The sequence below is a fragment of the Thermoactinomyces intermedius genome, assembly GCF_013912365.1.
Taxonomy (GTDB): Bacteria; Bacillota; Bacilli; order Thermoactinomycetales; family Thermoactinomycetaceae; genus Thermoactinomyces; species Thermoactinomyces intermedius.
Window position 1 is genome coordinate 1 of sequence record NZ_JACETT010000009.1, and the last position, 18,259, is coordinate 18,259.

At 49.0% G+C, this 18,259-nt stretch carries 21 protein-coding genes; 1 reads left to right on the forward strand and 20 read right to left on the reverse strand.

Going from position 1 to position 18,259, the window contains the following annotated elements:
• Positions 1-108 precede the first annotated feature (108 nt).
• From H1R82_RS02625 to H1R82_RS02655, 7 genes are all read right to left on the reverse strand, one after another.
• On the reverse strand, positions 109-1,086 hold the full coding sequence (locus tag H1R82_RS02625; RefSeq protein WP_181732084.1) for a biotin--[acetyl-CoA-carboxylase] ligase: 978 nt from the start codon (positions 1,084-1,086) through the stop codon (positions 109-111).
• Positions 1,064-2,299, reverse strand: a complete 1,236-nt coding sequence (locus H1R82_RS02630) for a CCA tRNA nucleotidyltransferase (RefSeq protein WP_181732083.1) — start codon at positions 2,297-2,299, stop codon at positions 1,064-1,066. Before H1R82_RS02630 ends, H1R82_RS02625 begins: the two co-directional genes overlap by 23 nt.
• Positions 2,300-2,312: 13 nt before the next feature.
• Positions 2,313-3,437: an N-acetyl-alpha-D-glucosaminyl L-malate synthase BshA gene (bshA, locus tag H1R82_RS02635; RefSeq protein WP_181732082.1), complete on the reverse strand. Its 1,125-nt coding sequence runs from the start codon at positions 3,435-3,437 to the stop codon at positions 2,313-2,315.
• A gap of 18 nt (positions 3,438-3,455) precedes the next feature.
• On the reverse strand, positions 3,456-4,154 hold the full coding sequence (bshB1, locus tag H1R82_RS02640) for a bacillithiol biosynthesis deacetylase BshB1 (RefSeq protein WP_181732081.1): 699 nt from the start codon (positions 4,152-4,154) through the stop codon (positions 3,456-3,458).
• 61 nt (positions 4,155-4,215) lie between these two features.
• The gene (locus H1R82_RS02645) at positions 4,216-5,211 is read right to left on the reverse strand and encodes a 1-aminocyclopropane-1-carboxylate deaminase/D-cysteine desulfhydrase (RefSeq protein ID WP_181732080.1); all 996 of its coding nucleotides are present in this window, start codon (positions 5,209-5,211) and stop codon (positions 4,216-4,218) included.
• Between the two features lie 17 nt (positions 5,212-5,228).
• Positions 5,229-6,029 carry a 4-hydroxy-tetrahydrodipicolinate reductase gene (gene dapB / locus H1R82_RS02650; RefSeq protein ID WP_220215025.1) on the reverse strand — a complete coding sequence of 267 codons (801 nt, stop codon included), beginning with the start codon at positions 6,027-6,029 and terminating at the stop codon, positions 5,229-5,231.
• A gap of 32 nt (positions 6,030-6,061) precedes the next feature.
• On the reverse strand, positions 6,062-6,394 hold the full coding sequence (locus H1R82_RS02655; RefSeq protein WP_181732079.1) for a nucleotide pyrophosphohydrolase: 333 nt from the start codon (positions 6,392-6,394) through the stop codon (positions 6,062-6,064).
• Positions 6,395-6,544: 150 nt separating this feature from the next.
• Here H1R82_RS02655 and H1R82_RS02660 point away from each other — a divergent pair, with 150 nt between their 5' ends.
• Positions 6,545-7,435, forward strand: coding sequence for a YitT family protein (locus H1R82_RS02660; RefSeq protein WP_181732078.1), 891 nt, complete (start codon positions 6,545-6,547; stop codon positions 7,433-7,435).
• 481 nt (positions 7,436-7,916) lie between these two features.
• On the opposite strand, the gene H1R82_RS02665 is transcribed toward H1R82_RS02660, so the two are convergent.
• The 13 genes from H1R82_RS02665 to hisC all read right to left on the reverse strand — a co-directional run bounded on the left by H1R82_RS02665 (position 7,917) and on the right by hisC (position 18,250).
• Positions 7,917-8,708 (reverse strand): sporulation protein YpjB, encoded by a 792-nt coding sequence (locus tag H1R82_RS02665; protein WP_181732077.1) that lies wholly within the window; start codon positions 8,706-8,708, stop codon positions 7,917-7,919.
• A gap of 83 nt (positions 8,709-8,791) precedes the next feature.
• The gene (locus H1R82_RS02670; RefSeq protein ID WP_232333963.1) at positions 8,792-9,448 is read right to left on the reverse strand and encodes a DUF1405 domain-containing protein; all 657 of its coding nucleotides are present in this window, start codon (positions 9,446-9,448) and stop codon (positions 8,792-8,794) included.
• 57 nt (positions 9,449-9,505) lie between these two features.
• The gene (locus H1R82_RS02675) at positions 9,506-10,294 is read right to left on the reverse strand and encodes a menaquinol-cytochrome c reductase cytochrome b/c subunit (RefSeq protein ID WP_181732076.1); all 789 of its coding nucleotides are present in this window, start codon (positions 10,292-10,294) and stop codon (positions 9,506-9,508) included.
• Positions 10,295-10,320: 26 nt separating this feature from the next.
• On the reverse strand, positions 10,321-10,992 hold the full coding sequence (gene qcrB, locus H1R82_RS02680) for a menaquinol-cytochrome c reductase cytochrome b subunit (protein WP_037995230.1): 672 nt from the start codon (positions 10,990-10,992) through the stop codon (positions 10,321-10,323).
• A 27-nt stretch (positions 10,993-11,019) separates the two neighbouring features.
• Positions 11,020-11,517 carry a Rieske (2Fe-2S) protein gene (locus H1R82_RS02685; protein WP_037995233.1) on the reverse strand — a complete coding sequence of 166 codons (498 nt, stop codon included), beginning with the start codon at positions 11,515-11,517 and terminating at the stop codon, positions 11,020-11,022.
• A 166-nt stretch (positions 11,518-11,683) separates the two neighbouring features.
• Positions 11,684-12,139: a DUF2487 family protein gene (locus H1R82_RS02690; RefSeq protein ID WP_181732075.1), complete on the reverse strand. Its 456-nt coding sequence runs from the start codon at positions 12,137-12,139 to the stop codon at positions 11,684-11,686.
• A 59-nt stretch (positions 12,140-12,198) separates the two neighbouring features.
• Complete coding sequence (locus H1R82_RS14555; protein WP_232333969.1) at positions 12,199-12,387, reverse strand: IDEAL domain-containing protein; 189 nt, start codon at positions 12,385-12,387, stop codon at positions 12,199-12,201.
• The gene (locus H1R82_RS14815; protein WP_309544776.1) at positions 12,351-12,737 is read right to left on the reverse strand and encodes a YpiB family protein; all 387 of its coding nucleotides are present in this window, start codon (positions 12,735-12,737) and stop codon (positions 12,351-12,353) included. The genes H1R82_RS14555 and H1R82_RS14815 overlap by 37 nt, the downstream gene beginning before the upstream one ends.
• A gap of 113 nt (positions 12,738-12,850) precedes the next feature.
• Positions 12,851-13,981 carry a hypothetical protein gene (locus H1R82_RS02700; RefSeq protein ID WP_181732074.1) on the reverse strand — a complete coding sequence of 377 codons (1,131 nt, stop codon included), beginning with the start codon at positions 13,979-13,981 and terminating at the stop codon, positions 12,851-12,853.
• Positions 13,982-14,062: 81 nt separating this feature from the next.
• Positions 14,063-14,560 carry a hypothetical protein gene (locus H1R82_RS02705; protein WP_181732073.1) on the reverse strand — a complete coding sequence of 166 codons (498 nt, stop codon included), beginning with the start codon at positions 14,558-14,560 and terminating at the stop codon, positions 14,063-14,065.
• Positions 14,561-14,729: 169 nt separating this feature from the next.
• The gene (aroA, locus tag H1R82_RS02710; protein WP_181732072.1) at positions 14,730-16,022 is read right to left on the reverse strand and encodes a 3-phosphoshikimate 1-carboxyvinyltransferase; all 1,293 of its coding nucleotides are present in this window, start codon (positions 16,020-16,022) and stop codon (positions 14,730-14,732) included.
• Positions 16,019-17,149: a prephenate dehydrogenase gene (locus tag H1R82_RS02715; RefSeq protein ID WP_181732071.1), complete on the reverse strand. Its 1,131-nt coding sequence runs from the start codon at positions 17,147-17,149 to the stop codon at positions 16,019-16,021. Before H1R82_RS02715 ends, aroA begins: the two co-directional genes overlap by 4 nt.
• Before the next feature lie 9 nt (positions 17,150-17,158).
• Positions 17,159-18,250, reverse strand: a complete 1,092-nt coding sequence (gene hisC / locus H1R82_RS02720; protein WP_181732070.1) for a histidinol-phosphate transaminase — start codon at positions 18,248-18,250, stop codon at positions 17,159-17,161.
• Positions 18,251-18,259: the final 9 nt, after the last annotated feature.

The window sequence follows — 18,259 nt, forward strand, 5'->3', positions numbered from 1 at the left end:
AAGTATATTATTAATAAATATAATAGGCAAACATTATAGCTATTTTATGTCAAAAAATAAAAATCGGACAAGAACGAGAAAAAACCCCGTCTGTCCGACATGCCATCTTTATTGCCATTCGATCTCTGCGGAATAAACCGGAACCACACCGGAAGAAGTCCGGATCAGCAAGGCTCCTTGTTCATTCAAGTGTTCCGCCAAACCGGTGATGGTGCTTTGCGTGGAGCGGGCCGTGATCACTTGCCCCAGCATTCCTGCTTTCTCTTCCCATTTTTTGCGAATGGGGGTAAAACCTTGTTGCAAATAAAGCAAATAGTATTGTTCCAGTTCTTTTAACAGCACGGCCACCAAAGAGGCGCGGTGGATTTTGCGACCGGTCTCCATGGCCAGCGACGTACCGACATTCGCCAGTTCTTCCGGAAAATCTTTGGCTTCCGTGTTGACATTCATTCCAATCCCCATGATGACATAGTGGATCCGGTCCTGTTCCCCCCGGATTTCCGTCAAAATCCCGCATACTTTTTTCCCTTGCACCAAGATATCATTGGGCCATTTTATTTTTGTCGGCAAATTCGTTTCTTTTGAGATGGCTTCCTGCACTCCCACCGACGCCAGCAGGGTTAATTGGGACGCCTCCGCCAGCGAAATGGGAGGGCGCAAAATCAAACTCATCCAGATCCCGGTCCGCGGTGGAGAATGCCAGGTTTTTCCCATCCTCCCCCGCCCGTTCACCTGTTCCTCCGCGATCACGACGGCCCCTTCGGGAGCTCCGTCTTTTGCCCATTGATGAGCAATGTTTTGTGTGGAAGGCGTGGATTCGACATATCGAATTTCACACCCCAACCGCTCCGTCTTCAGGTGGGGATAAATTTCTTCGGGTGCCACACGGTCCGGGCGGTACTTTAACCGGTAGCCTTGCCGGGGTTTGGCCTCAATCTCATAGCCTTGTTTCCTCAGCTCTTCAATCTGCTTCCAAACGGCCGCGCGACTGCATCCGACCCGGCGGCTGATTTCTTCTCCGGACAAGAATCCCTCCGGATTCTCGACGAATAAGCGAACAATTTCATTTCTGATGGAGCGCTCCAATTTTACACCCTTCCTTCAGCAAAATTTCTTTCTCATTGGGAAGATGTCCGAGGGCCACTTGTTCCAAAAGAACCTGCAGGACTTTACCGATCCACGGGCCTTTCTCCCATCCGCAATGCCGGATGAAATCCCGGCCGCTTACCTTCAACTCCCGGGCTTGATGAATCTTCAGGCCGTTCCACCACTCTGCAAGCTGTGAATCCGAAGGAATCCACTGTCCGTCAGGGCTTGTCAGTCTGGCCAGATTTGCCGCGTTGGCCACGGCCTCCGGTCCTTCTTCCAGCAAGATGCGGCACCAGTCTTCCCGGCTCATGGAATCATCCGGGCCTTTCCACCGGGAAGCCAGCGAAAAACAAGCCGATATTTCTTTATTCTCCTTTTTGGAAAGCTTTAACTGCCGAAGCCGTTCCGCCAACTGATCCGGGCGGGTGCCGCATAAACAGAGCAGATACGCCCACCTCACCGTCCGGTTTTTGATCGGATCAATCTGTGGCATTGCCTTCACCGCCTCATCCGGAAGATCCCACCGGCAAAAAGGCGGGAGGAAATGGATCAGGCGCGTTTGAAACAGAAGCCGGAATCCATGGGACACGGTATCGGCATCAAACATTTTGTTCAGTTCGGCGGTCACCCTTTCGACCGACAAACAGCCTCCTTTGTCCCGGTGCCGGCAAATGCCTTCTTCGGTCGCCGGATCCAAAACAAACCGGAATTGGTTGGCAAAGCGAACCGCCCTCAGCATCCGGAGTGCATCTTCCTGAAAACGCTCCGACGGATCCCCCACCGTGCGAATGATTCCTTCATCCAAATCTTTCCGCCCGCCAAAGTAGTCGATGATGCGGCCGTTTCGATCCTTGGCCATGGCATTCATCGTAAAGTCCCGGCGTTTCAAATCCTCCTTCAGCGATTGCACAAACTCCACTTTTTCCGGTTGCCGGTGATTCGAATATTTTCCATCGGTGCGGAACGTCGTCACCTCAACCGGGACTTTCTGTTCCACCACCATCACCGTTCCGTGCCGGATTCCGGTCGGGACTACTTTTTCAAAGATTTCCATCACTTGTTCAGGACGGGCATCGGTCGTCACATCATAATCCTGGGGAATCTTTCCCAAGCATTCGTCCCTGACGCATCCGCCAACCAAATAAGCTTGATAGCCTGCTTGTTCCAGTTTCTCCATCACGTGAAGTGCCGCCATTTTTCGATGGTCCATAATGCTCACCAACTCACCCGTTGATCACCCGACGATAAATCGCTTCATATTGTTCAACGATCTTCGTCCCGCTGAACACCGTTCTTGCCCTTTGCAGGCCCGCTTTTGCAAACGACGCATGCATCTGCGGATCCCTCAACAATTGAACGGCATACCCGGCCATTTCATCCACCGCTCCCACCGGGGACAAAAAGCCGGTTTTCCCGTGTTCAACCACCTCCGGAATCCCTCCCGCATCGGATGCAACGGCCGGAACCCCGCAGGCCATGGCTTCCAGGATCACCAAACCAAAACTTTCCTTGGCGGAGGGAAGAAGCACCAAATCGGCCAGGGAGATCAGCCGGGACACTTCATCCTGTTTTCCCAAAAAGATAACCCTGTCCTCCATTCCCCATTGTTTCACCTGCTCAATCACCCGTGGAAGCTCGGGGCCTTCGCCCACCATCAACAACCGGGCCGGCAGGGATTCACTCACTTTGCGGAAAATCTCAATCACATCCATCGGGCGTTTGACCGGACGAAAATTGGAAATGTGAAGCAACAGCTTTTCGTCCGCATCCACATACTTTTTCCGCAGGTCGGAAACATCCCGCGGATAATACACCCTTGTATCCACAAAATTGTAGATGCAATCAATCTTTTTTTCATGATCCTGACAAAAAAGGGCTTTCGTTTGCTTGGCAAGATCCTCCGATACCGCCGTCACCGCATCACTCTGCCGGATCCCGAAACAAATAATGTCTCTCAGTGATGGATCTTCCCCCAACACGGTGATGTCGGTTCCGTGGAGGGTGGTGACAACTTTCAAATGTTCCCCCACCATTTGTTTGGCCAACACGGCGGCAATGGCATGCGGGACGGCATAATGGACATGAAGCAAGTCCAAATCGTATGTTTTTGCAACTTGTGCCATCCGGCTGGCGAGCGACAAATCATAAGGCGGATACTTAAAAACCGCATACCGGTTGGCCTCAACCCCGTGATACCGGATATTTTGGTGAAAGTTTCCCAACCGGAAAGGCATGTCATATGTAATAAAGTGAATATCATGCCCTTTTTCGGCCAACAGTTTCCCCAGTTCGGTGGCTACCACGCCGGATCCTCCGTGTGACGGATAACAAGTAATCCCGATTCGCATCCAAATCCTCCTTCATCTTCAAAGAAACTCTTTTTTTACCGGATGGGGACTCACCAATCCTTCCCCATAGCATACACCGATTTGTTGCCCCCATAACTGATCCCGACCTTGAATCATGGCCAAATATGCGGGCTGATTCAGCGGGGTTTCCACCTGTCCTTCCCCTTGGGAAAACTGGCTGCGGTAGGCAAGCAAAGCTTTCTTTTTTAACTCGTAAACATCCGAAACATCCACAATCACATCTGCTTCACCCATGTGATTAATAAAATAATAATAAACTTGCTCCACACGATGGGCTTCTTCACCGCCAGGTGTTTCTTTTTTCCGGATGGCCGCGTCAAACACGGCTTCTTTGACCATTTTACTGCACTGAACGTGATCCGGATGCCGGTCTTTCCAGTAGGGGGCGAGCACCACACGGGGACGGAGCTTGCGGATCACCTGCGTCATTTTTAACAATTGTTCCTTGCTGCCGGTCAACCCCCGGTCCGGGAAGCCCAGATAAATGCTTTGTTCCACCCCCAGGATCTCCTCGGCCTGCTTCGCTTCTTGTTTGCGAAGCTCCACCGTCCCGTTGGAGGAAAGCTCGGCATCCGTCAAATTACAAAAAGCAACAGAATAGCCTTTTTTTGTATGTTTTGCCACCAAGGCGCCCGCCCCGATTTCAATGTCATCAGGATGAGCGCCGAAAGCTAAAATATCAACGGTTGTACCCACTTCACACCCTCTTTTCCTGTTTCATTTTTTGTAAGTTCCTTGCTTGGTATGGGGCTTGAATTCACGCTTCATCCTGTGAAAGGGAAGAAGCGTGGGTAAAGACAGCCGGGGTTCCGCCGGTGTGCCAAAATAACACGTGTTTATCCTTTAACAGCCCTTTCCGGGCCCGGTCAATCAATCCCGACAGGGCTTTTCCCGTATATACCGGATCGACCATGATACCTTCCAAACGCGCCAGCAGACGAATGGCTTCATTGCCGGCTTCAGACGGAACCCCGTATTTTTTTCCGATGAATTGATCAAACAATTGCAAAGCATCCATGGAAACCGCCTGGTCGTGTCCCAACCATGACAACAATTGAGAAGTGAAATCCTGAATCTCCTGATATAAAGTCTCTTTCGATTCCCAAACGCTGATACCCATCAAATTCGTTTTTTGCGGATATAAATGAATCCCGGCCAGCAATCCGGCAATCGTCCCGCCGGAACCGGCTGCCACATAAATTTCATCAAACGGGGGAATCTGTTTCATTTCCCGCTGTTCCTCCAGCTCTTTCCATGCGCGAAGGTAGCCGTAATCCCCGATCGGGGTCGATCCGCCGACTGGAATGGTGTAAGGTTTTTTTCCTTCTTTTTCGGCTTCGGCCGCTTTCTCTTTCATCGCCTGATACAAATTGTTTGATCCATATACCCCGGTAGTGAACATGGTCGCTCCCATAATATGATTCAGCAGCAAGTTTCCTTGCCGCATCCCCATATGGCGACCGGCAAAACATAACCAGGTTTCCATGCCGGCCTTATTGGCAACCGCAGCCGTCAATCGGGCATGGTTGGACTGGGGGCTGCCTCCGGTGATCACCAGATCACATCCTTTGGACAAGGCATCCCCGATCAAATACTCCAATTTCCTGAGTTTATTTCCCCCAAACATCAACCCCGTCAAATCATCCCGTTTGATCCATAAACTTTTCATCCCCAGGTGTTCGGCGAGACGAGGCAACGGTTCAAGCGGAGTAAATCCATCCAAGATCGGAAAATGATTCATCGGGTGAGGCACGGTTCCATCTCCTTTGATCACAAATCCAAAATATTTTCCAAACCGTAAACCAGCTTGTCCAACGTCATAACTTTTTCAATCGCCAATTTCACACCCGGCATGAACGATTCCCGATGGAAAGAGTCATGCCGTACCGTCAGCAATTGCCCGTCGCCGCCAAACATCACTTCCTGGTGGGCGACCAATCCGGGCAACCGGACACTGTGAATCCGGAAACCGCCGACATAAGCGCCCCGGGCCCCTTCGAGCAACTCTTTTTCTTCCGGATGCCCTTGTTTTAACTCTCCCCGGCTTCTCTGAATCATCTCAGCTGTTTTGACCGCCGTTCCCGAGGGAGCATCCAGTTTCCGGTCATGATGAGACTCCACGATTTCCACATGGGGTAAATATTTCGCCGCTTTTTGTGCAAAGACCATCATCAATACGGCACCAATGGCGAAATTAGGGGCAATGATCGCACCCACCCCGGTTTGTTCACTCATTTCCCGGAGGGATTGGATATCCGATTCAGACAATCCGCTGGTTCCCACCACCGGACGAACGCCCGCTTCCATGGCGAGTTCCATATTTTCTTTCACCACTTCCGGTGTCGTAAAGTCCACCAAGACATCCGCCCGGGTTTTACTGAGAGCTTCAAGTGTGGAAGAAACAAAAGAGACCCCCAACGGCCCGATTCCAACCACTTCTCCGACATCCTTCCCCGCGTGGGTCCGGGATGTGGCTCCGACCAGTTCCAGATCTTCGGTTTTTGTTAACATCTTCACAACTTCCTGTCCCATTCTTCCGCTTGCTCCGGCTACGATGACTCGAATCTTCATGATGTTTCGTCTCCTCTTCTCCCTTGGTGTTTTTATTTGTCTTCAATCCGCGTCCAACGGTTGGCATCCCGCGTTTGGTATTTATCCATTACTTTTTGGTAAGCCTCTTCCAAATCGATGTCCAACGAGTTGGCAAAGCAAGTAATGATAAACAAAAGATCCCCCAACTCATTTTCAATCGAATTTTCTTCTTCATCCGGCTTTTTGGGTTTTTCGCCGTAGCGGTGATTCACTTCCCGCGCCAGCTCCCCCACTTCTTCCGTGAGGCGGGCCAGCATGGATAACGGATGAAAATATCCTTCCTTAAACTGACCGATATATTGATCAACCTCTTTTTGGAGGTCACTGATCGTTTTTCCTGCCATCGCTTCACCCTCCTGCTCCATTCTCATGTTAACGTAAAATACGGAACAAACTCAATCTCCTTCATTATACCGATCTTTTTCAAGCATTGAACCTGGAAATCAGGGCATGTATAATATATCGGAAATGATCCTTTGACAAGGAGAATCCAAATGAAAAAAAACAAAATTCTTTTACATATTTCCAAGATCGTGATCCTTTTAACCGGTTCACTGATTTTTGCCATGGGGATCAACTATTTTGCCATCCCCAGCAATTTGGCTGAAGGAGGATTTACCGGGATCAGCCTGCTTCTGTTCTATTTGTTTGGCTTTTCGCCCGGTCTGGTGATCCTGCTTTTAAATATACCGCTTCTCTTTGTCGGATACAAAGTATTTGGAAAACAATCCTTTATCTATACGATCCTCGGGATCGCCTCTTCCTCTTTTTTCTTGGAAATCACCAAAAACATCGTCACGTGGTTCGGCCCCCCGCCGGAAGACACCTTATTGTGCACCTTGTATACCGGAGTGTTGGTAGGAATCGGCCTGGGGCTCATCTTCCGGACCGGAGGGACGACCGGCGGCGTGGATATCATCGCCCGGCTTGTCAACAAATTTTATGGTTGGAGCATCGGCCGCACCATGTTGATGTTTGATTTCGGCGTCATTCTCTCGTCCGTCTTTATCATCGGACTGGACATGGCCATGTACACGTTGGTTTCGGTGTTTATCAGCGCACGGGTCATCGACTTCGTCATCGAAGGATTGAACGCATCCAAAGCCGTCACCATCGTATCCAACCGCCCTCAGGAATTGGCCGGCACCATTGTCAAAAAGATGAATCGCGGCGTCACCATTTTGACCGGACGCGGCGGATACACCGGGAAAACGCGGGAAGTGTTGTATGTGGTGGTCGGCCGCAACGAACTGCCCAAACTGAAACAAATCGTCCATCAAATCGATCCGCTGGCTTTTGTCGTTGTAAATGACGCAAGGGATGTGTTGGGAGAAGGATTCAGTTATGAAAAAACGATCGCTTACAGCGACCAGCACCGGACCTGAACCGGAAATCCCTTGGAAAAAGGGGAGCCGGTTCTTTTTTATTATGCAGGGCCGGATGGTCATGACCGGGGCATATCCCAAATATAATGTTTTGCGGGCATTCCAGAGTGTTGCCTTGCCGATGTGCTCCTGTTTACCGATTTTTGAAAGAGTTTGTTTGTGTTGCAAACTTGTTTAAATTATAATCGACTGAGTTTTTGTCTCTCCTCTTTTCGACGTCACTGAATCCCATCATGTTGACATCTTCCTTTTTGACAAAAAATTGGTTGCTTTCTTCGAATAAAAATAAGAAGCGCCCAAAACCATGATTCCATTCCCCTAATCAAAAGAGCTGCCCGGTTGTGAAGGCAGCTCTTTTGATCAATCTTGATGTTGACATCCATGTTTTATTACATTGCATTTCCACTCTGGAAAACTTGCGTTTTTCCCAAGCGTCTTTCATATATCCGGCCCGCAAAACATGCCTGACTTGTCCATTTTTTTATTCTGCCATCTCACGCTGCTTGCGCGGATATCTCCGCCAACTGACATAAGCCAAAACACCGGCAATCAACCCGGAGATCCATCCCCCGATTTTTAATAACCCTTCTTTTTCATCCCAAGGGGACACCATGGACAAAACATCTTTTTCGGAACCGAAAAACAACGGGTTCAAGAGCCTTTCCCATTGCCGGATTCCCCGCTCGCGTTCGGCCCAATCATTGGTCTTCCGGATCCATGTCATCAATGAGTCCAGTTTTTGTACCGTTGTTTCGCTTTTACTGATCATGACCGCCGGACGGATCAACTGGTAATGCTCATAAAACTGATCGATTTGTTGCCTGTAACCTTTTTCATTTTTCGCTTTGATTTCATTCTTGATCTGCCCGATATCCCGTTTGAACTCGCCGTAATATTGATGCCACATCGGCTGATGGGGATGAGACACGGCATCAAAAGCCATTTGCATGCGAAGCGCGGAACGGTGAATCTTGGCATGATTGGGCCGGATTTGATTCAAATTCCGCTCCACATCCATGATCACCCCCGATAACATATGAATCGCGGGCACCGTTAATTGTTTGTCAACCCAATTGGATTTGGAAAACTGTTGAGACAAGGCGGCCAGCTTCTCCCTTGCCGATAAATAATTTTTCTCTTCGATGCTTTTCATCACTTCATTGGCCAACCCGGACCAGGATTGGCTTTCATCAAAAAAGCCTTCATTGGCTTGTACCCTTTCCACCGGGATGATCCACAACACGACCATCAAAGTCCAGATGATCCATCTCAAAACCACTCCCTCCCGTTCACCTCCGATAGTACAAGTTTATTTGTCATCTCATCCGGTTATGTCCCCAAACAAAAAAGCCGGTGTCATTTCCCGGCTGAAAACCACAGATGATAATTCCATTTTCGGTGCGAACTGTTTAACATGGACAGGGTGGCGAAGAAAAGCAATGTCGTCAAGCTTAACAACAGCGTGAAATAACCGACCAAATGGTCATAAGGCTCCAACGGGGGTGCCAGCCACGGATGGATATCGAGCCCGTAGTCCAACGCATCATTGAGCAAAGTCCAACCTCCGACCAGCAAAATTTCCCGGACCCGGTATGTATAAAAAGGAGCATACAAAACGGCCTGCAAAGCCATTCCCAGATGAGAGCCGATCAACATCCAATGTTGCCAGGTCAACGCCTCCATAAAAGGACGCGTATCCAACATTCCTCCCCATATGATCATCACCACGGCCCATATGCCGTATTTCACCAAAGTGATGGAAGCAAACGCCTCCAAAAGCGGGCTTCTGCGATGACAAAGATAAGAAAGCAGGACGAAACAGAAAAAAGTACTGGCGGTGGGACTGTCGGGGACAAATATATTTAAGTATTTCGGCTCTGTCCAAAGGAGTTGATTTTTGTACCAATAAAACCCGTAAATGGATCCCAGCAAATTAATTACCAACAAAACCTGCAAAAAAAACCGTTGTTCCATGATCCACAACCACTTCTGTTTGAGGACAGCGAAGCTCATTGATTTTCCTCCTTTGAAACAAAAACCTGGTTGCCAAGGCAACCAGGTTTTTTCATCTTATTTTTGCGTCTGTTTTGTCAACCATTCAACCAATACTTTTTCCTCTGCAGGGCTTCCTTGGAACATTCCGGCAGGCATTGCCCCCCGGCCTTCTTCAACAATCTTGGTGATTTGATCAGCTGACAGTTTGTTTCCAACGCCCAGCAAGCTCGGTCCGTTTTTCCCTTCCAGGTTTTCGCCGTGGCATTTGATACAAGCATTTTCAGAATAAATTTGATACCCTTGAGAGTCTTTTGCCACTACTTCCGTATTTTCAGGTGCTTCGCCGGGTGCAGACTCCAATTGCTGTTCATGCTCGTATTCCGCTGCCCATGTCAATGCCGAAATCGCAATCAAAGTCGTCACCATAATCCCGGTGGCCACCGGACGTTTCAAAGGGCGGCGCTCCTTGCTGCGATCCAGCCACGGGGCAAGCATCAATGCCAAAAATGCGATACCCGGCAAGATCACGGTACCCACAACCACAAATTTTCCAGCGGCCCATTTGTATTTCAGCAATTGGTACAAAAACAAGAAGTACCAGTCGGGAACGGGCAAAAAGCTGGTGTTGGTCGGGTCGGCAAGCTCACCGAGCGGGGGTTCTTCCGACATGACCAAGGTCATGAAACCCACCAAAAAGACAACTGCAACCATCCACTCTTTTAAAAGGAAGTCCGGAAAAAAAGCTTCCGTTTTTCCTGGAAACTCAGCGTAGTCCTTCGGATATAACTTCGGACGGTCAGCACGAACGCGTGAGTCTCCCACATAGTGGACTTGTTTGTCGTTTCCTTCTTGATTATGTGCCAAAGTGGATCCCTCCTCACGCGCAGACCTTATAGAGGTCCGGATATGCCCTGACGACGAATCAGGATAAAGTGTGCACCCAACAGCGCAAGCAATGCAGCCGGGAGGAAGAACACATGCAGAGCATAAAAACGTGCAAGAGTCTGAGCACCTACGATGTCTCCCCCTTGCAGGAATGTTGCGATGTAAGGCCCGATCACCGGCACGGAAGCCGCGATTTCAACCCCTACTTTGGTGGCAAAATACGCTTTGTTGTCCCACGGCAACAAATAACCCGTAAATCCAAGGCCCAACATGACAAAAAAGATCAACATTCCGATAATCCAGTTAAATTCACGCGGATGTTTGTAAGATCCTGTGAAAAACACGCGCAGGGTATGTAAAAAAAGCATGACGATCGCCACGCTGGCACCCCAGTGATGCATGCCCCGCACAATGACACCCATTGCAACCTCATTTTGCAGGTAATCGACGCTCCGGTGAGCGTTTTCAATATCCGGAACATAACTCATTGCCAAAAACATGCCGGATAGGATTTGAATAACGACGACAAAAAAAGTCAATCCACCAAAGCAATAAATAAAAGCAGAAAAGTGGTGAGCCGGGTTTACGTGTTCCGGCACCTCATGGTCCGCAACATCGCGCCACAACGGCGTAATGTCCAACCGCTCATCCACCCAATCATAAATGGCGCGCAGCACTTGCTACACCTCCGTTTCAGCAACCATTTACTTCTTGATTAGCGGTCCAATCAATAACTTTCCATCTTGCACTTTCGTTTCATAGCGATCAAGAGGTGCTGATGGGGGAGTACCCGGGACGTTGGTCCCATCCTTCGTGTACCGGCCAAAGTGGCAGGGACAGAAGAACTGGTTTTTAAACTGCGGGTTGCTGTTCCAGTTTACGGTACATCCCAAATGCTTGCAAACGGGGGACAAAGCCACAAATTCACCGTTTAACTTCAGCACCCAGGCAGTCATCTGTTCCCCTTTAGGCGGGTTGTACCAGCCATCTTTACGATGAACCGTAAAGCGCACTTCCTTTGGTGTATCGGTAATTTCATCCACGCTCAAACCAACATCGTGGAATTCGCCGCCTTCTCCTTTTCTGAGTAACGGATCAGCAACAAACCGAACCATCGGGAAAAGGACTCCCGAAGCAAGGAAAGCACCGGTCCCACCTAATGTGTACGTTAAAAATTGCCGGCGGGAAACTTTCTTACTCACGTTTTGTCCGACCTCCTTCTATCCGGCTTACCGTCCACTCGGACCGGAATCTATGCTAGGACACTTTCATCTTTTACTAGGACATATACATGATAGCGAAAGCTTTCCATAAAAGTCAAGGAAGCGTTCAGACTTTAAGGGACAATGTTCCCAAAAATCTTGAACATTAAGATTGATGTTGCCAGAGTTCCAATACTTTTTCATAAAGTTTCCGGCTTTCTTCCTCCATTTCTGACCGGGTGGTCTCCGGTGAAAGTTCCATGGCATGGAACAACAAGTTTTGCTCATTTTCCCCGTAACTCTTTTCCACCAACGCTTTCAATCTCCCGTCGTAAACGATGACAAAATAGTTAAAACCGGATTGCCTGATATCTTTTATTATTTCATGAAAATACGATTTAAAAACCTCCGGGTTTTGTCCCGTATATGAAACGGACGGCAAGAGCAACAACCGCCCTGTTAAAGTTTTTTCCAGTTCTTCGGCAAAATATTGGACCATTTTCCCGTTTTTAATATCCAATTCTTTTTCCTCGATCCGGACAGAGGCAACCGGCAGGCACAAGGTGTCCACAAAGGCCGCCACCTCTTTCCAACCGTCCTGATTGATTTGATCCAGTCGCATTTTGTAACCTTCTTTCCAAAAAAAATGCCCAGCTCCTGCTGAGCATTATAACGAATATATCATTTGGACTCCAGTATTTCCTTCCATTGTTTGCTAAGTTGTAAAAATGTTTCAACATCTCGCTTGGCCAAAGCATCATCAATTTGTTCGTACAAACGTTTTTTTTCAAAATCCTTTACCGCCTGATCCAGAAGCATCTCCGCAAACAGACTCAGCAAATGGTCTTGCACCAAGTCATGTTTCTCCATGGAATAAACCTCCAATACCGCGGTAAATTTGGAACACGAGAAACGCTTTTTAAAATACAAACCGATATATAGCTCTTCATGGGGATACGCCCGGATATCGTCAAAAGCCGTCTCCACATCCGTATACATTTCGTAAAACGAAACGGGACCATTTTACTGCAACAGGATGAGATAATCATGGATTTGGGCAGGTTGCGGACATGATCCACAAAACGGACTTTTTCAAGCAACCGGTCATTGGAATGCAAATAACCGAGTAACCATGCCGCTTCTTTTTTCTGCAAATCGTAATTTTCCAGGAACCAATGAATGAACGATTTTTTCTCTGCCACAGACACGTTGCTTTTCATATTTCCCCCACTCTTGCGCCGTTTGGAAAATTCATTCTATTCCGGCTGCAATCCGGAAACAAACCGTTTCCGGATACAACATGTTTTCGGCGCCATGGACATTGATTCCTGCCTCATGTCCTTTGGAGGAACCCTTCCTCGATCGCACGCTCCCTGAAGGCCGAAATCCCGTATAACCACTTGACTCCGGATGGTGTAAGGGAAATATATTGCTCCTCTCCTTCCCTGCCGATCTTCAACACGCCGAGATGCACCATCATTTTCAACACTTTTTGGAAAACGCTTTCTTTTGTTTCGTAATAAAAAGGGTTGAGCCAAGATTCCGTTGCCTGATAAACCGTAACCGTCCGGATCCATCCCGGATAAGCCAACAATGCGATCAAACGAATGACCATCGGCAACTGCGGAATTGCCCGCCGGTAAAGACGTATCCAAAACCGGACCAATTCTTTTCCATGGTCAATCTTTTGCTTCTCTTGATTATTTAATTTCCCCGAACCTTTCTCCGTTAAACACAAATATCCATCTTTATCCTCTATAAAATATCCTTTGTAATAGGCATAATCATACAATAGTGAGAAACGGTCCGGATACAGATGGTAACAACGGCCGAAACCAAACCGGGGACCTTTTTTGGAAACCGGTTCTTCCGGGACATAAAACGTTTGAAACATTTGCTTTTGCTGATTTTTATAGATCGCCCCGTCCAAGGTCAACCGGACGATTTCCTTTTTTAAGAACAGGAGGAAATGGTCCAAGTCGTGGAGCAACTGCTCTTGCTCATCACGATAAACCGCCGGCGGGTCCTCCCGGTAACTTCCTTTCATCCGGAAAGGCTTGAGCAAAATCTCACTCACTCTTTCCCGCAAATCGGAAGGCACATGATACAGTGATTGCGTACGATGGGAATAGCCGGGAAAAATCCATCCTCTTTTCAACGAATCCACAATGAACCGGCGCGGCTCGCCTTTTTCGCCGTCCAACGCCGCCCTTCCTTTGGCCAGGAGTTCTTCCATGGAGTATTGAAGGCTCGGATCCAACATGATCAACTGCAGAAAACGAAATTCATGTTTGTCGAGGGAAGCGATTTGCTCCTCCAGCTGGTTTTTTTGGTTCATGCGTTGCAACAACGACCGGATCAGGTCATATTTGGAACAGGAATTTTGATTTTCACACCCGTAGTACCGGTTCATTCGTTTCAATTGTTCGATATCCGTATACGTTAACCAATCTGCCATGTTCACCGTCCATCTTCCTCCTCGGAGACTCGTTATTTTTATTTTGGACGAATCAGGAGAAAGATAGACTCTTTGCCGTCCTGGTTTTCAAAGATTCTTCTCATTTAACGGGATGGATGATTTCCGGTTGCCACTATGTTCTTCCGGTTTTTCCTCTTTCACCTGAATTCCTCTGCCTGCAAGAAAAAGAATAAAACTGATGATGACCAAGTGCCAATCATGAATGGTTTGTTTTGGAAAAAACAAGGCCAATAAATCCCCGATCAAATCTTTCCAATATAAATAAAATTGATCAATCACGGACACCGTTTGAATGAAAAACAAAAGATGAAGCCCCAAAAACACCGCCGTTGCCTGCCACAGCGACAATCCATGGGATTGTTTTGCGGAAGAGCCCAACCCCAAATAAATAAACATCATCATGACACCGATGATCAGCACGGTCCACTCCATCAAATGATCCGCCACCAACCGGGCGGGAAACCAAAATGAAATCAACAAGGGAAAAAACCAGATTTTCAATGCCATGACCAATCCGATCACGATTAAGAATTCAAGGCAAAAACGACCGACTCTTGTCCGCATGAAACCACCTCATCCCACTTTTATGTTTACAAGGAAAAAAAAAGAACCGCCCGATCAAATCGGGCGGGTTGCACAGGACGTACAATATTGGATAGGAGTGGAGAGAAACCATACTGTAGTTCCCATTATACGGGCAGAAGTGGACAAGGTCAACAACATTTTTTAATTTTCAGATTTGACTTACTTGCATTTTTTGGATGTAACGGAAAAATCCGGGGAAAGATACATCGATGGATTCCACATCCAATACTTTGACGGTTTCTTTGGCTCCCAACCCGGCGACCGCCATCGACATGCCGATCCGGTGATCCCCGTGGCTGGTGGTGGTGCCGCCGTGCAGGGTCACGGGGCCTTCGATCACCATTCCGTCTTCGGTTTCTTTGATGTTTGCCCCCAACTTGTTCAGCTCGTTGACCGTGGTGGCAATCCGGTTTGATTCCTTCACTTTTAATTCTTTGGCATCTTTAATGACCGTGGTTCCTTTGGCCTGAGTGGCAACAACGGCCAAAACAGGAATTTCATCAATCAAGCGCGGAATCATTTCTCCGCCAATGGTCACTCCGTGAAGCTCTCCAGTGCGAACAGTCACTCTGCCGACCGGTTCATTGCACCAACTTCCGGTCTCTTCCACTTCCACCATGGCTCCCATTTGTTTAAAAGCATCCAGGATTCCGGTCCTTGTCGGGTTTAAACCGACGTCTTCCACCGTCACCTGGCTGCCCGGCACCATCAGGGCGGCGGCAAGGAGGAACGCGGCAGAAGAAATGTCTCCCGGCACCCGGACTTTGGTACCGCGCAACGATTGTCCCCCTTCTATGGAAACCACATGATCTTTCGCCGTCAATGCGGCTCCAAACGCCGGCAGCATGCGTTCGGTATGGTCACGGGATAGAGAGGGCTCAGCCACCGTGGTGACCCCTTCCGCGCTTAAACCAGCCAGCAAAAGACAAGACTTCACTTGGGCGCTGGCCACCGGACTGTGATAGGTGATCCCCTGCAGACGGCCTCCTTTTACGGCAAGGGGGGTGTAACGCCCGTTTTCCCGTCCTTCAATGCGTGCTCCCATTTTTCTTAACGGTTGAACCACCCTGTCCATGGGACGGCGGCTGATGGAATCATCACCGATCACCGTGGAAAAAAACGGCGCTCCGGCCAATATTCCCAGCATCAACCGGATGGTCGTGCCGGAGTTTCCCACATCCAGCGGGGCCACCGGCTCTTTTAATCCGTGGATCCCCCGGCCGTGAATCCGCACGGATGTGGGGGACAATCGTTCAATTTCCACTCCCATCTGTTCAAAGCATTGCAGGGTCCCCAAACAATCCTTTCCGGGCAAAAAGCCCTCGACTTCGGTCACCCCTTCAGCCAATGCCCCCAGCATGATGGAGCGGTGGGAAATCGATTTGTCACCGGGGACTTTGCAAGTCAATTGAAACGGTTTCGACTGCCATATTTCCATCATACTTTGCTTTCCTCCCAGCTTTCGTCCTCACTGAATACTTCCAGTCCTTCCCTGCGCAAGACAGAGATGGCGGCCAGATAATCTTTTTCTTTTTTAAAGGCAATTTTTAAGACACCGGGAATCTCTTCCCGGTTTTCCATCACTTCCAAATTGCTGATATTGATGTTTTCGTTTCCCAACAAGGTGGCAATCTTTCCGATCACCCCCGGCTGGTCCGGCACATCCACATGACATTCATACCGCGGTTCCAGAATTCCCCGGCGCTTTTTATCCGGCAATTGTTGCCTCAACCGGCGGGAGCGGCTGAAAAACGCTTCAATTTGCTCTTGTTCCCCGTCAGAGATGGCGGAGCGGACTTCTACCATTTTTGCGATCCAATCATCCATCAACTTTAACAGTGCTTTCCGGTTGGAAAGCAAAATATCCCGCCACATGACCGGATGACTGGCACCAATGCGGGTCAAATCCCGAAATCCGCCTGCTGCCAAGCGATGAAACCATTCATTTTCTTCATTATAATTGCCGACCACATTCACCAATCCGGCCGCAATGATATGGGGCAAATGGCTGATCGCCCCCACAATCCGGTCATGATGCGCGGCATCCATGATCACCAGTTCGGCCCGGGTCGCCTTATACAACAACTGGCTGACCTTTTGCACCTCCCAAAGGGAAGCTTCCGGATCCGGAGTCAAAACATAGTAAGCATTTTCAAACAACAAAGACCGGGCCGCCTGAATGCCTGACTGGTGCGATCCGGCCATGGGGTGCCCGCCGATAAAAACGATCCCTTTTTCTTTTAATTTGCGGCTTGCTTCCATGATCTCCGATTTGGTGCTCCCCACATCGGTCACAATGCATGACGGCTTGAGGGGGAGTTTGGCCAATGTCTCAATCATTTGCTTGATTTGGCCCACAGGCAAGGCGATGACAATCATGTCGGCATCGCTGACCGCCCGCGGGAGGGAAGTTGTCCAATCATCCACGGCACCGATTGCCATCGCATACCGCAAGTCTTTTTCCGAACGGTCATATCCGACCACCACGGCATCGGTCCGTTCTTTCAATCCCAGCGCCAAAGATCCGCCGATTAATCCAATTCCCAGAATCGCAATTTTTTCAGGCATCGGGAGATTCTATCCTTTCATTTCCAAAAGTTGCTCCAACGCTTTTAAAAACCGGTCATTTTGCTCTTTGTTTCCAACCGTGACACGGATGTAAGTCGGGAAGCCCAGTGCCTCCCCGGACCGGACAATCACTCCTTGACGAAGCAATCCCTGAAACGCCTCATCGGCCGGCATGGTGGTATCCATCAGGATAAAGTTTCCATGGGCCGGGTAATAATGAAGGTTCCATTCATCCAATTTTTCCGTGATCTGTTTGATTCCCAACCGGTTTTGGTTCCGGCAATAAAAAATAAATGCTTCATCCTCCAACGCCGCCAGTGCCGCTGCTTGCGCAAGCCGGTTCAGGTTGAACGGTTCACGGACCCGGTTCAACTCGCGCACCACATCCGGATGGGCAACCCCGTATCCGGCCCGGAAAGCGGCCAAACCAAAGATTTTGGAAAAAGTGCGCAAAACAATGATTTGCGGATTATAATCCAAAAAAGACAAGGAATCAGGATAATCCGGGTCCGTGACATATTCATAATACGCTTCGTCCAACACCACCAAGACGTGATCCGGCAGCTGATCCAAGAACCATGTCAACTCTTGCCGGGTTACAATCGTTCCGGTCGGATTGTTCGGATTGCAGATCCAGATCACCCTCGTCCGGTCCGTCACCGCCTCCAGCATGGCTTCCAAGTCATGCACGCCGTCTTTTAAAGGCACCTTCACCGGCCGGGCTCCTTCAATCCGCACCGCGGTTTCATACCGTGGGAAAGTGAGGTCGGCCATCACCGATTCCGTCCCCGGTTCCAGATAGGTGCGGCCGATCATCTGAATCAATTCATCCGATCCGTTTCCGAAGATGATACGTCGCGGGTCGGTTTCCAAGTACTCCTCCAATTTTTCACGCAGTTTGGGAGCATTCCCTTCCGGATAGAGATGGAACTCCCCTTTCATCTCTCCCAAAGCTTCCCAAACCTTTGGTGAACAGCCGAAAGGATTTTCATTCGAGGCCAACTTGATCACATCGTGGATCCCGTACTCCTCTTTTACCTCTGCAAGTGTTTTGCCAGGTTGATAGACTGGTAGTCCTTGAACGGTTGCTTTTGGTTTCATGCCCATTCC

Coding starts and splice junctions, on each gene's coding strand:
- H1R82_RS02630 (WP_181732083.1), bottom strand. CDS start 2,299: ATGGACCATCGAAAAATGGCGGCACTTCACGTGATGGAGAAACTGGAA.
- bshA (WP_181732082.1), bottom strand. CDS start 3,437: ATGCGAATCGGGATTACTTGTTATCCGTCACACGGAGGATCCGGCGTG.
- dapB (WP_220215025.1), bottom strand. CDS start 6,029: ATGAAGATTCGAGTCATCGTAGCCGGAGCAAGCGGAAGAATGGGACAG.
- H1R82_RS02655 (WP_181732079.1), bottom strand. CDS start 6,394: ATGGCAGGAAAAACGATCAGTGACCTCCAAAAAGAGGTTGATCAATAT.
- H1R82_RS02660 (WP_181732078.1), top strand. CDS start 6,545: ATGAAAAAAAACAAAATTCTTTTACATATTTCCAAGATCGTGATCCTT.
- H1R82_RS02670 (WP_232333963.1), bottom strand. CDS start 9,448: ATGAGCTTCGCTGTCCTCAAACAGAAGTGGTTGTGGATCATGGAACAA.
- H1R82_RS02690 (WP_181732075.1), bottom strand. CDS start 12,139: ATGCGACTGGATCAAATCAATCAGGACGGTTGGAAAGAGGTGGCGGCC.
- H1R82_RS14555 (WP_232333969.1), bottom strand. CDS start 12,387: ATGGAGAAACATGACTTGGTGCAAGACCATTTGCTGAGTCTGTTTGCG.
- H1R82_RS14815 (WP_309544776.1), bottom strand. CDS start 12,737: ATGAAAAGCAACGTGTCTGTGGCAGAGAAAAAATCGTTCATTCATTGG.
- H1R82_RS02705 (WP_181732073.1), bottom strand. CDS start 14,560: ATGCGGACAAGAGTCGGTCGTTTTTGCCTTGAATTCTTAATCGTGATC.
- aroA (WP_181732072.1), bottom strand. CDS start 16,022: ATGATGGAAATATGGCAGTCGAAACCGTTTCAATTGACTTGCAAAGTC.
- H1R82_RS02715 (WP_181732071.1), bottom strand. CDS start 17,149: ATGCCTGAAAAAATTGCGATTCTGGGAATTGGATTAATCGGCGGATCT.
- hisC (WP_181732070.1), bottom strand. CDS start 18,250: ATGAAACCAAAAGCAACCGTTCAAGGACTACCAGTCTATCAACCTGGC.